Annotated in this window: 9 protein-coding genes and 2 rRNA genes (1 of these 11 cut by a window edge); 6 read left to right on the top strand and 5 right to left on the bottom strand. The window is 46.1% G+C overall.

Annotated elements, in window-relative coordinates:
* A 23S ribosomal RNA gene (locus AKL11_RS11945) occupies positions 1-1,783 on the top strand (it extends 1,380 nt beyond the left edge of the window).
* Between the two features lie 272 nt (positions 1,784-2,055).
* Positions 2,056-2,171, top strand: a 5S ribosomal RNA gene (gene rrf, locus AKL11_RS11940).
* 95 nt (positions 2,172-2,266) lie between these two features.
* On the opposite strand, the gene AKL11_RS11935 is transcribed toward rrf, so the two are convergent.
* The 5 genes from AKL11_RS11935 to AKL11_RS11915 all read right to left on the bottom strand — a co-directional run bounded on the left by AKL11_RS11935 (position 2,267) and on the right by AKL11_RS11915 (position 9,698).
* The gene (locus AKL11_RS11935; RefSeq protein WP_067517670.1) at positions 2,267-2,626 is read right to left on the bottom strand and encodes a phage holin family protein; all 360 of its coding nucleotides are present in this window, start codon (positions 2,624-2,626) and stop codon (positions 2,267-2,269) included.
* 65 nt (positions 2,627-2,691) lie between these two features.
* Entirely contained in the window at positions 2,692-5,505 is a 2,814-nt protein-coding gene (locus AKL11_RS11930) for a response regulator (protein WP_067517668.1), read from the bottom strand.
* Positions 5,506-5,510: 5 nt separating this feature from the next.
* Positions 5,511-6,050 (bottom strand): YfiR family protein, encoded by a 540-nt coding sequence (locus AKL11_RS11925; RefSeq protein WP_067517666.1) that lies wholly within the window; start codon positions 6,048-6,050, stop codon positions 5,511-5,513.
* Positions 6,051-6,072: 22 nt separating this feature from the next.
* On the bottom strand, positions 6,073-8,184 hold the full coding sequence (locus AKL11_RS11920; protein ID WP_067517664.1) for a TonB-dependent receptor plug domain-containing protein: 2,112 nt from the start codon (positions 8,182-8,184) through the stop codon (positions 6,073-6,075).
* 86 nt (positions 8,185-8,270) lie between these two features.
* On the bottom strand, positions 8,271-9,698 hold the full coding sequence (locus AKL11_RS11915; protein WP_067517662.1) for a S8 family peptidase: 1,428 nt from the start codon (positions 9,696-9,698) through the stop codon (positions 8,271-8,273).
* A 99-nt stretch (positions 9,699-9,797) separates the two neighbouring features.
* Between AKL11_RS11915 and AKL11_RS11910 the strand changes: the two genes are divergently transcribed.
* Genes AKL11_RS11910 through AKL11_RS11895 form a run of 4 tightly spaced genes read left to right on the top strand, consistent with a single transcriptional unit; the run spans position 9,798 to position 12,302 of the window.
* Entirely contained in the window at positions 9,798-10,361 is a 564-nt protein-coding gene (locus tag AKL11_RS11910) for a DedA family protein (protein ID WP_067517660.1), read from the top strand.
* A 59-nt stretch (positions 10,362-10,420) separates the two neighbouring features.
* The gene (locus tag AKL11_RS11905) at positions 10,421-11,581 is read left to right on the top strand and encodes an ATP-grasp domain-containing protein (RefSeq protein ID WP_067517658.1); all 1,161 of its coding nucleotides are present in this window, start codon (positions 10,421-10,423) and stop codon (positions 11,579-11,581) included.
* A 20-nt stretch (positions 11,582-11,601) separates the two neighbouring features.
* Entirely contained in the window at positions 11,602-12,045 is a 444-nt protein-coding gene (locus tag AKL11_RS11900; RefSeq protein WP_067517656.1) for a YHS domain-containing (seleno)protein, read from the top strand.
* 32 nt (positions 12,046-12,077) lie between these two features.
* Positions 12,078-12,302, top strand: a complete 225-nt coding sequence (locus tag AKL11_RS11895; RefSeq protein WP_245673372.1) for a hypothetical protein — start codon at positions 12,078-12,080, stop codon at positions 12,300-12,302.
* Positions 12,303-12,500 lie beyond the last annotated feature (198 nt).

The raw sequence follows: 12,500 nt of genomic DNA, 5'->3' as shown, positions 1-12,500 counted from the left end.
GGTATCAGAAGTGCGAATGCTGACATGAGTAACGACAAGGGGAGTGAGAAGCTCCCCCGCCGGAAGACCAAGGGTTCCTGCGCAACGTTAATCGGCGCAGGGTGAGTCGGCCCCTAAGGTGAGGTCGAAAGACGTAATCGATGGGAAACAGGTCAATATTCCTGTACCCCTTTTGACTGCGACGGAGTGACGGAGAAGGCTAGGTCAGCGCGGCGTTGGTTGTCCGCGTTTAAGATCGTAGGCTGGGGACCCAGGCAAATCCGGGTCCTCAAGGCCGAGAATTGATGACGAGGTTCTACGGAACTGAAGTGATTGATGCCATGCTTCCAGGAAAAACTTCTAAGCTTCAGGTCAAAAGGGACCGTACCCCAAACCGACACAGGTGGTCAGGTAGAGAATACCAAGGCGCTTGAGAGAACTCGGGTGAAGGAACTAGGCAAAATGGCACCGTAACTTCGGGAGAAGGTGCGCCGGCTTTGGTGATCGGACTTGCTCCGTAAGCTGAGGCTGGTCGAAGATACCAGGTGGCTGCGACTGTTTATTAAAAACACAGCACTGTGCAAACACGAAAGTGGACGTATACGGTGTGACGCCTGCCCGGTGCCGGAAGGTTAATTGATGGGGTTATCTCACCTCCAGATTGCTTTTGCTGCAAGGCAAATGATGGAGCGAGCGAAGGAGTTTACATAAAAGTAAATGACTGARYGWGCGRARWCRTTTAACGCAGACAGCGAGAGCAATGTGGTGGTGAGAGAAGCTCTTGATCGAAGCCCCGGTAAACGGCGGCCGTAACTATAACGGTCCTAAGGTAGCGAAATTCCTTGTCGGGTAAGTTCCGACCTGCACGAATGGCGTAACGATGGCCACGCTGTCTCCACCCGAGACTCAGTGAAATTGAAATCGCTGTTAAGATGCAGCGTATCCGCGGCTAGACGGAAAGACCCCGTGAACCTTTACTATAGCTTCACAGTGGATTTTGATGTTGCTTGTGTAGGATAGGTGGGAGGCTTTGAAGCGWKGACGCYAGTTMDYGTGGAGYCAAYCTTGAAATACCACCCTGGCAATATTGGAGTTCTAACCCAGGTCCTGAAACGGGATCGGGGACATTGTGTGGTGGGTAGTTTGACTGGGGCGGTCTCCTCCCAAAGAGTAACGGAGGAGCACGAAGGTTGGCTAAGTACGGTCGGACATCGTACGGTTAGTGTAATGGCACAAGCCAGCTTGACTGCGAGAGGTACATCTCGAGCAGGTACGAAAGTAGGTCATAGTGATCCGGTGGTTCTGAATGGAAGGGCCATCGCTCAACGGATAAAAGGTACTCCGGGGATAACAGGCTGATACCGCCCAAGAGTTCACATCGACGGCGGTGTTTGGCACCTCGATGTCGGCTCATCACATCCTGGGGCTGAAGCCGGTCCCAAGGGTATGGCTGTTCGCCATTTAAAGTGGTACGCGAGCTGGGTTTAGAACGTCGTGAGACAGTTCGGTCCCTATCTGCCGTGGACGTTGGAAGTTTGAGAAGAGCTGCTCCTAGTACGAGAGGACCGGAGTGGACGGACCACTGGTGTTCGGGTTGTGTCGCCAGACGCATTGCCCGGTAGCTATGTTCGGACGGGATAACCGCTGAAAGCATCTAAGCGGGAAGCCCCCTTCAAGATGAGACTTCCCTGGGCACTAGATGCCCCTGAAGAGCCGTTAAAGACTATGACGTTGATAGGTTGGGTGTGTAAGTGCTGTGAGGCATTGAGCTAACCAATACTAATGACTCGTGCGGCTTGACCATATAACGCCAAAGCGATTTGAGACGTAGACCGCGGTCCGTTGACCGTAGTCCGCAAAGCCATACGCAGCACTAGCAATTGCTCCTCGGTAACTGCTCCATGCGTTACCCTAATTACCTACATCCTTGTAGGCATGCATTGCTAGCATACATGCCATCCGTGGCAATAAGAGTGTTTAGCAAGAACAAGATTCAGCTTAAGACAGGATTCCAGGTTAACGGTGAGCTGCATTTTCGGACTACGGAAAGCGGATTACGGTTAACGAAAGGTTACGCCTGGCGACCATAGAAAGTTAGAACCACCTGATCCCATCCCGAACTCAGCAGTGAAATGACTTATCGCCGATGGTAGTGTGGGGCTTCCCCATGTGAGAGTAGGTCATCGTCAGGCACTAAATTACCCTTGAGTTCGCTCAAGGTTGTGAAAACCCCGAGCACTTCGTGTTCGGGGTTTTTGCTATGTGACCTATTAAATTTAAACCAGTTTCAAACTGGAAAAGCCAAGCCCGCAAATAGCCTGAAGACCCCAATAGCCAAGCTCAGTAACATCGCCCAGCCAAAGTTCTTAATTTCGAATCCATCAATAAGCTTGCTCGCCATAATCAGAATCAGAGCATTGATTACCCACGTAAACAAACCCAGTGTTAACACGTTAATGGGTAACGTTAAGATAAGAAGTACAGGCTTTACAATCAGATTCAGGCAAGTCACGACCATAGCAACCAAGATTGCAACCTGATAGCTACTAATCTCTACTCCCGATAGCATTCTGGAAGAAAAAAAGATAATGAAACCGGAAATACCCAGAATGAATAACTGGAGGATAATGAATAAAAGGATGTCCATCAGAAAACTCTATCAGCTGAAAGCATGATAAAGTTTAGCTAGCGATACATGATATGCCTGAAAACCTACTTTGAATGATTTAACGCAGATATTGTTTCATCAAGAGCGGATTGTAACGGAAGTATAAGAGAAGCAGCTTTATCAAGATTACTGGCTTTTCCTTCCTTTTCAATGTCAGCTGCGATGGTGGCCAACCGCGTTGCTCCAAGATTACTACTGCTCGACTTTAATGTGTGAGCGGCTCTTACCAAGACATCGAGATCAGCGTCTTTTGATGAAGATAAAATATCCGATGCTAGCTTGGGGGCATCCTCCTTATAACTGTCAACTAACATTGAGAAGTCATCTTCCATCAGTTCTTTCAGTGATGTCAGTACCGCCTGATCAATGACAGGCTCTTGCTCATCATCACCGATCAGTTCAGAGGCACTTCGGGTTGCCAGTGAGTCAGTGGATGACTCCATATTATTTGTAGTTTCCGATGCAGTTTGAACTAACCACTTTTCGAGCTGGGATTTTAAAAGTCCAATCTTAACCGGCTTGCTTATGTAATCATCCATGCCTGCAGCAATGCACTTTTCCCGGTCTTCGGTCATTGCATTAGCCGTCATCGCAACAATGGGTGTACGGGGGAGTTGCTGATCTCTTTCACGTTGCCTGATGACGCCGGTGGCTTCATAACCACTCATCTCAGGCATTTGGCAGTCCATAAGAATAATGTCGTATGCATAACTACCACTCATGTTAACGGCGATTTTTCCGTCCTCGGCCAGAGCAATATTATTCAGCCCCAGCTTCTTTAACATGCTGATAGCGACTTTTTGATTCACCACGTTATCTTCGACCAGTAATACCTTAATATCATCAGAAAAGATGGGTCGTTCTTCTACAGGCTTAATGCTTCTGTCCTCCGGTGATTGATGATAGTGCATCACCTGCATGGTGGTATCTAATAGTCGTGCCTGACGAAAGGGTTTACTCAGGCAGGCAGAAATACCAACATCTTGAAGCTCTGCCTGAGAAAGCAAACCTGTAGAACTCAACATAATACGACGAACTGATTTTAACTGGCTGTCATCTTCAATCAGCTTGGACAATGTCAGACCATCCATTTCCGGCATATCCATGTCGAGAAAGAGCAGCTCAAATGGTTGCTCATTGGTTGCCGCTTCTTTTAATTGTTCCAGTGCTGAGGTAGCGCTGTTGGCTTCACTGTGATCAAGCCCCCAGGAAGTAAGATAGTGCTTAAGGATTTCACGGTTGGTCTTGTTGTCATCAACAACCAGAGCCTTCATGCCATCGAGCACGTGATACACCTGTGACTTCTGAACCTTGCGGGTTTTGGATATATCCATATCCAATGAAAAACTGAATGCGGAGCCTTCACCCTGCGTGCTGGTTACATTCATCTCTCCACTCATTAATTCAACTAACTGTTTTGAAATAGTCAGTCCCAGTCCGGTACCTCCAAACTTCCGGGTTGTGCTTCCATCCGCCTGTGTGAATTCATTAAACAGTGTCGAAATTTTGTCCTCGGCTATACCAATACCAGTGTCTTCTACTGTGAAGTCCACCTGTGCTATAGATCGAGAGCGCTCTACCAGGTTCACTCTGACACTGATTTCACCTTCTGTTGTGAACTTAACGGCATTCCCGATAAGATTGGTTAAAATCTGCCGTAATCGAACCGGATCACCTTTTAATATGGGCGGGATATCCACGTCGATATAACAGCTGAGTTCAAGCCCTTTCTCTCTTGCTGTTCCTGCTAATAGTGCGCAAACATCTTCAACCACTTCACTGACGCTCACATCAATATGCTCAACAACCAACTTTCCTGCTTCAATTTTGGAAAAGTCGAGAATGTCATTAATGATGGAAAGCAGTGAGTTTGCTGATGAGTAGGCGGTATTCAAAAAATCCCTTTGCGATTTATCCAGAGAAGTGTCTTTCATCAGATCCAACATGCCGAGAACGCCATTCATCGGGGTGCGGATTTCATGGCTCATGTTGGCAAGAAAGGCGCTTTTGGCTTTGGCTGCATCAAGGGCTGATTCTTTGGTGTTGTTAAGCTCAGAGATATTATCCTTCAGCTCTCTATTTGCTTTTTTCAGCTCATGGGTTCGATCAGAAACCGTGGCTTCGAGGGTTTCCCGATGTTGTTGCAGCCGGTCATCCCGCTCTTTTATCTGCATCAGCATGTCATTGAAGCAATCATAAAGCTGCCCGATTTCATCGTTATCCAGCTTTTGAACATGGCGATCATATTGTTGGTATTCAGTGATCTCGTTGATAGTATCTGCCAAGTCAGTGATTGGGTTGGCCAGAAGTTTTTGTAAACGACCACTGAGAAAGGCAGCAAGAACCAATGAAATCAGCGCGGCAATAAGAATCAGAAATAGAATCTGGGTTAAGTGGAGGTAGAGCTCACTCAGGTTTGACTGGATATAGATGGCTCCAAGAAACTGGCCATCTAATGAAATAGGTCGGTAGACGTGTAATTTGCCTTGATCAAACAGTGTCACTGGCTGGGTGAGATCTTCAAGAGTAAACGCCCATGGCTGCTTTTTATCTTTGTAGTAGGCACCAATTTGCTGGCCGTTTTCACTTAACAGGTAAGCGGCTTCAATTTCCTCTGTTGTGGAAAAACCATTTAATAGTTCTTCAGCTGAGGCGCTGTCCTCGAACATTAAAGCCGCCTGAGCATTGGCGCCAACGACGTTGATCAATGTCTCCATTTTGTTGATCATAATCGTGCGTGAGTGCAGGTACTCGCTGACGCTCTGTACACTTAAGGTGACCAGCAAGACAGAATACGTCGTCATCAGCATCGCATAACGAAGTTTCTTTTTGATGGGCAGGTTCTTGAAAGTCACCATAGTGGTTAATCAACAATTTTTGCCAGTTTCATCAGTTGCGGGCTAATGGATAGCCCTGCATTACGAGTCGAGCCTTTACTGATGGCAAAACGGATTTTGCTGCCAGTTCTGAACAATTCAATGACGCCACCCTGAAAGGCGAAGTCATCATTGTCACTGATGGTCAGTACCGGCTTTTTCTGAAGTTTTTTCAGTACGGTAGCAACATCGATATTCTTTATGTTGTGGACATAAACCATATCGCAAAGCTTATCCAAAGGAGCTGCCGGCGCTTTATGAGTCACTGAGATGCGCCTGCCCATACTGAACTTATGATTAATTTTGGCAAGTTCGCTGTTAATGCCGCCACTCCCAATAACGCATAAGGCAAGTGTCTGCTTCTTAGCAGGCCAGGTAATGAATTTAGTCAGTTTGAAAACAATGGCAGCTTTTACCCTGTCTTCTTTCGTTGCCTCATTCGCTGCAGATATAGGTGCCCAAAAAACAGAGGCGAATGCCAATGCCAATAGTGGGCGAAGCAGGAGAGGGCGTTTAAATATCAACATGTCGTTTATCTCCCAATCCTGTTTAGTGTTTCCAGCGCAACTGAAGGTACCATGATGCTTCGACCTCCGTTGTTCCAAGACCACTGAAAATTTCATCGAACTCTTTGCGCTGAGTTTCGAATAGGTTCTGTCCTACGATTGAGAATTCAAGGTTGTCCTCAAAGGTTCTGGTCGCCTTTACATCTAAGGCCGTGTAGGCACCGACTTTTGCGTTGGTCATGTTGTCCATGTACCGAATCCAGGTATCTAATTGCCAGTGATTTGGCAAATTCATGCTGGAGCGAATATTGGCGCTATGTTGGGCGGGCAGGTCTTCTATGATTTGCTCATTCCGATCCAGAAAGCTATCTTCCTTATGGTGATGAGCATCAGTCTGAATGAAGCTGTAATTAAGTTGCAGTTTCCACCATGGGGTTGCCTGCCAGTCAGCAGTTACTTCAAGACCATAAGATGTTGCATCAATGCCATTAGAAAGTATGGTTGGAACCTGAGTGATTAGTCGTCCTTCTGACAGTGGATAAACGAGTCGTTGCGGATAATTTGAAGTATCTGGTGTTAGATCACGGATTGTGCAGCCAGCGCCATAATTCGTAGCTCCATCGAGACAGTTTGGCGCACTCACATAGGCCAGAATATCATCGTAGTGGTTAATAAATAGCGTAGAGTCGACTCTAAACTGATCCGTGAATGTTTCACGATAACCAAACTCGAGAGCAAGCAACTTCTCAGAGTCCAGTTCAGGGTTGCCTGCAATAGGAATGATGTAGTTTATACCGTCTGTTGGCTCAAGGTTAAATGTAACGCCTACAGTTTGTAACTCAGTTTCACTAAGAGAAGGTGTTTTTACAGCTCTGGAAACTGCAGACCAAAAGGTTCTATTTTCAGTCGGTGTCCATGTCAACCGCATATTTGGCTGATACTCGAAACCGGTAAAGTTGTTATGCTCGAAACGAGAACCAAATGTGAATACGGTATTATTTGCCATGGTTACATCGTGTTGAATGAAGGCACTATAGAGCTCGTTCACTTTTCGGTCACTGCCGTCCAACAGGTACATGTAATCAGTGCCTTCGACGCTATACCAGGTTGAGCGATAGCCAAGTCCCCAGATTAAAAAAAGATCTTTGGCGGGAACAAAGCTGTTTTGGTAGTCGAGAGCAAAATCATCACGTTTTTCAGTGATACGGTAATCAAAATTCTGATAGTTATCGTAGACCGCTCGCACGGAGTGATGGTTGTTTTTCCAATGAACCATCAGGTTGCCGCCTTTTTGATCTCGGCTTTTATCCGTTAGTAACTGTTCACCTTCTGCTGCTTCATTGGCATCAAAAATTTTCAGCGATGGTTGTGTTGAACCTTCATAAATATCTCCCTGAACCGTCCACTCTGAACTCCCGGTTGGCTGCCAGCTGGCTTTGAAACCAGAGCGGCGCATGTGCCAGTCATCGTCAGCATCGCTACCGTCAGCGTTGAGCATGCTATTCCGCTCAAACTGCTTGTAATAGGCTCTGTAGTAACCATCGTTACCAAATTGCCCGCCGTAACGGTATGCGCCAAAAAATCTTTCGTCTGAACCAAACCCTGTGGATAACAACCCACCCTGAGTATCGGCAGCGTGCTTGGTGATGATGTTGATCACACCATTTACGGCATTGGCGCCCCATAGCGCGGCACCCGGTCCTCGGATTACTTCGATGCGGGCAATGTCTTCCAGCATGGTGTCTTGAACATCCCAGTTCACGCCGGAGAAAAGGGGTGAATACACCGTTCTGCCATCAATCAATACCAACAGCTTATTAGCAAAGATATAGTTGAAGCCACGGGTACTGATCGACCAGGTGTTGTTATTCAATCGAGCTACCTGCATTCCGGGAACCATTCGCAAAGCTTCTGGAATGGAGGTGACTCCGGTTCTTCTTATGTCTTCATCGGAGATGACATAAACGGCAGCAGGCGAGTCTGTCAGACGTTGCTTTCTTTTGGATACCGAAGTGACATCGGGCACATCCAAAGAAATCAGCTCTTGAAGGCTGAGGTCTAATAATGAGTCATCAGATGGTGTTTCAGCAGAGATGGCAAAAGGCGCTACGGAAATAGCGCCGCTCAGCAGTAAAGGAAGATAGGTTCTTTTCAAGGCTCCACTCCATTGGAATTCCTGAAAGGATACGTACTGCTGAATCGTTCTTTCTATTAAGGTTCTTTTTAAAAACTAGCTGATAATCAACGTCGCAGTGGAACTTTTTGCAGACTTTCCTGCACAAGCTGCAAAAAAGCGGCAGCATCGACGATGCCTGCGCCACAACGGGATACTGTGCAGTTGCTATCGACAGGAAAAGCACGTGCTGACGCTTTGAGTAACGTTTCTCGTTCTGCAGGCGTTAGATCCGGGTTGATACCGACGCTTAAACCAATAAGACCAGCGACTTGTGGTGTTGCCATGCTGGTGCCCTGCAATTCTTTGTAAGAAGATTCTTCCGTGCTATTTAAGCCGGAATTGAACAGCGATAGAACACCATTGCCTTGAATCTTGGTTTCACCACCGGGTGCCATAATATCCACGTTATTGCCGTAGTTTGAGTACCAGGCTCGCTGAGCCAAACGATTTATGGCACCAACGACAATGACATTATCGCAGTTGGCGGGTGTCGTTAATGCAGCGTTACGTTGACTGTTGCCTGCCGCCACAACAATGGTGACACCGGTTGCCACAATCTCATTAATAGCATTCTGATAAGTTTGTGGGCAGGTTAAGGATGAGCTGCCAAGGCTAAGGTTTAAAACGCTCACAGGGTGTTTATTGATTGGCATGCCAAATACCGGCAGCCCAGCTGCCCACCGCATGGCCGCAGTGATATCTGAAGAATAACCACCACAGCGCCCGAGTACCCTCAACGGCAGAATGGAGGATTGCCAGAGTACGCCGGCAACACCATCGCTGTTGTTTCCAGAAGCACCAATCGTGCCCATCACATGGGTTCCATGCCAGCTGCTTTTGCGAGTATTAGTGGGGACTGGATTACCGTTGTTAGTGCCGCAGGCACCGGGCTGAAGAGAGTCGCCGGTGTCTAGTGGAGAGTTATCCCAGCCGTCACCGTCATTGGCCATCCATGGGTCTGAAATAAAGTCATAGCCTGGCAGTAACTGGTCATTAATATCATCGTGCTCGGTGAACCCTGTATCCGGTACGCCAATGGTAATGTCTTTGTTGCCTGTGGATATATCCCAGGCTGCCAGGAGATTGATGCCTGCTTGCTGCTCAAAAAAATGCCACTGCTCATTAAAAAGTGGGTCGTCTGGAACCATCATGGAGTGCATCAACAAGTCTGGTTCAGCAAAGGCCACCTGAGGATCTTTTTCAAGAGAGTCAGCCAGAATTTGCACGTCTTCAATATCAAGGTTGGCACCGATATCAAAAATTTCCCGTCGCTTGCCCGAAGCAACACCAAACCCACCTTCAGTGGTGCCCTGTTTGATAAAAGCGATAGCATTGGCTCTGGTAGGATTTTCTTTAAAATGAATAATGATTCGATCGGTTTTTTTGATATTTAAGCGAAAGCTGCCACTATCGGCCTGAGCAATAGAGATATCCATAAGCAGCAGGCTTATCAGGAGAAAAATAGAAAAACAGGGTGAGCCAAGAATATTCATGTCAATAATTTCATATTTTGTAATGAGCGACTTATTTGGCGAATTGATATTTAAAAAGTATGGTTGAATTCAGGAAGTGCTTCAAAAAATGGACAGAAAATGATTGATCAGATTCTAAATACCACCAGTCACCCGTTACTTATAGCCGTATTAATTGTTGTTGCGACATGGGTGCTGGAAGATGCTGCCATTATTTCGGCAGCGCTATTGAGTATTGATGGCTTTATCGGGCCACTGTTAGCATTTCTGGCGCTGTTTATTGGTATTTTTTCTGGGGATCTTGGTTTATATGGTCTTGGTCGTATGCTGGCAAAATGGCCTCTGTTAAGTCGTCAACTGAACCGCTGGTTTTCAGAAGAGAAAATAAGTAATGCGAATGAATGGCTGCGTCAGCGTATGGTTTATACCGTGCTGACGGTGAGGGTCATTCCCGGATTAAGGCTACCTTCCTATTTAGCTTGTGGGTATTTCAACTATTCATTTCAGTTGTTTGCCGGTTTAGTGTTGATGGCATCATTGGTGTGGACCGGGATTTTATTCTTTGCACTTTACTGGTTTGGCTCCATGTTTTGGTCTGAACTATCTGCTTACAAATGGTTTTTATTGCCTTTGTTTGTTTTGGGTATTGTTTTCCTTCATAAACGGATTCAGGTATCTCGATAAAGATTTTTTCTTCTGAATGCGGTAGCTTGATGACAATGGAATAATCACTGGAATTTGATATGGATACGTCATTTCACCGTCATCAGCCCTCAGATCAGGCGCTGTTCATAGAAAGAACTGCACAGGGAAAACCAGTTCACCCGGGTATGCCAAAGCTGGAGCTTGTTAAAAAACCGATCTCATTTTTTGAATTCTGGCCAGGTTATCTGTTTTATATTCCAGTTGCTATTCAATGGCTTTGGTTGGCTATTCGATACCGAGGGGTTGGCTTGCCATTGATCGCGAATCCCACCATTCCCTTAAGTGGAATGGTGGGAGAATCGAAAGCAGATATTTTCTCGCAAGCCACTGGTGAGGCAAAAGAAAAGATAGCCAACTGGGTGCTACTGGAAAACTGGCAAAGCTCAAAAGACGGTGCAAAGCGAGCCAGCGATTTAATATTAGAAAACGGTCTCGACTATCCATTAGTGGCAAAGCCGGACATTGGTTGCAGAGGCGCTGGTGTTCAGTTGATCCGAAGTCAGGATGAACTGCGCGCTTATGTTTCATCCTTTCCGAAAGATGGTCGCATTGTCTTTCAACAACTGGTGCCTTACGAGGCAGAAGCCGGTGTCTTCTATATTCGCTATCCTGGCGAGAAAAAAGGCACGATTATCTCAATCACGCTGAAATATTCACCGTATGTCATCGGTGACGGTAAACAGACTCTGGAAGGGCTCATCGAAAATGATCCCAGAGCAGGGCAGCTCAAGCATCTTTATCTGCCAAGGCATGCTGACCGGTTGCAGGATGTATTGCCTGCAGGGCAGCCATTTCGTTTGGCTTTTACCGGTAGTCACAGCAGAGGCTGTATCTTCAGAGATGGGCGACAGTTTATTTCTTCAGAAATGACCCAATCGTTTGACAGCGTCTGCGATGGTCTGACGGAATTTTACTACGGGCGGTTTGATATACGATTCAAAGATATAGAGTCTCTGATGAAAGGCAAAGACTACTTTATACTGGAAGTAAATGGAGCGAGCAGTGAAGCAGCACATATTTGGGATTGTCGGGGCTCTTTAACAGAAGCATTTAGAACGCTGTTTTTCCAGTATCGGACCTTGTTCAAGCTGGGTGCTATTAATCGTAAGCGCGGCTTCTCTGCCCAGTCACTTCGGCAGCTGGTTCAATCCTGGTGGCGTGAAAAGGCATTGGTAAAGCGGTATCCGAGCACAGAATAGCTAATAAGGAGAAGGATCTCATGAACAAGTGGTTGAAAATTATATCTCTATGGATCTTTGCCGTTGCAACCAATCTGGCGGCAAATGATCAGATTTACACCGGCTGGCTGAGTAAAAAAGCGGTCAGTGGTTACGATACCGTGGCCTTTTTTACAGAAGGACAGCCAGTAAAAGGCAATCCAAAATTTAAGTACTCTTATCTTGATGTGGAATGGTATTTCGCTTCTGAAAAGCATTTGAATCTCTTTAAGCAAAACCCAGAGAAATATATGCCTCAATACGGTGGTTTTTGCGCCTGGGCGGTGGCTGCGAAAAAATATCGAGCACCTGGCGATCCTAAGTATTGGAAAATAGTCGATAATAAATTGTATCTAAACTACGACAGAAGCGTTCAGAACAAATGGCTGAAAGATATTCCAAGTTTTATTAAAGCCGGGGATAAAAACTGGTCTTTAATGAACTAAATACGGATCATCGCATTTGCAAGGAGGCAAAGATGGTTTACAAAGGATTTAGCTGGGCGTTAAGCCTTTATATCGCCATCGTGTTTGTTCAATCACTGTTTTTCAAATTCACTGGTGCCTATGAAACTCAACACATCTTCGGTGTTTTGGGTGATTGGTCCGGATTTCAGTGGTTCGCTGAGTACGGTGCTTATGGTGTTGGCTCTGTGGAGCTGGTGGCCTCTATTCTATTGATGATTTCCTGCTGGCGTTTATAAACCAAAACTCATTTGAAACATACGGTTCTAAATGAGCAGATAAATTGATCCGAAGCATGAAACGAAAAACGATTCAAGACGTATAATTACAGATCATTTTTTGCCATAACTATTCGATTCATGCTTAAAGTCCTACACGATAAATGGAATCAATCCCCAGAATGCCTCTATCAATCTGGATTATCAGAACCTCACCAT

Source organism: Endozoicomonas ascidiicola, assembly GCF_001646945.1.
GTDB lineage: Bacteria > Pseudomonadota > Gammaproteobacteria > Pseudomonadales > Endozoicomonadaceae > Endozoicomonas > Endozoicomonas ascidiicola.
Note: the sequence above shows the minus strand (reverse complement) of the source record. Positions and strands in the feature narration are given on the sequence as shown.

Excerpts from the sequence above, each read along its gene's own strand:
- AKL11_RS11935 (WP_067517670.1), bottom strand. The coding sequence starts at position 2,626 with ATGGACATCCTTTTATTCATTATCCTCCAGTTATTCATTCTGGGTATT.
- AKL11_RS11930 (WP_067517668.1), bottom strand. The coding sequence starts at position 5,505 with ATGGTGACTTTCAAGAACCTGCCCATCAAAAAGAAACTTCGTTATGCG.
- AKL11_RS11925 (WP_067517666.1), bottom strand. The coding sequence starts at position 6,050 with ATGTTGATATTTAAACGCCCTCTCCTGCTTCGCCCACTATTGGCATTG.
- AKL11_RS11915 (WP_067517662.1), bottom strand. The coding sequence starts at position 9,698 with ATGAATATTCTTGGCTCACCCTGTTTTTCTATTTTTCTCCTGATAAGC.
- AKL11_RS11910 (WP_067517660.1), top strand. The coding sequence starts at position 9,798 with ATGATTGATCAGATTCTAAATACCACCAGTCACCCGTTACTTATAGCC.
- AKL11_RS11905 (WP_067517658.1), top strand. The coding sequence starts at position 10,421 with ATGGATACGTCATTTCACCGTCATCAGCCCTCAGATCAGGCGCTGTTC.
- AKL11_RS11900 (WP_067517656.1), top strand. The coding sequence starts at position 11,602 with ATGAACAAGTGGTTGAAAATTATATCTCTATGGATCTTTGCCGTTGCA.
- AKL11_RS11895 (WP_245673372.1), top strand. The coding sequence starts at position 12,078 with ATGGTTTACAAAGGATTTAGCTGGGCGTTAAGCCTTTATATCGCCATC.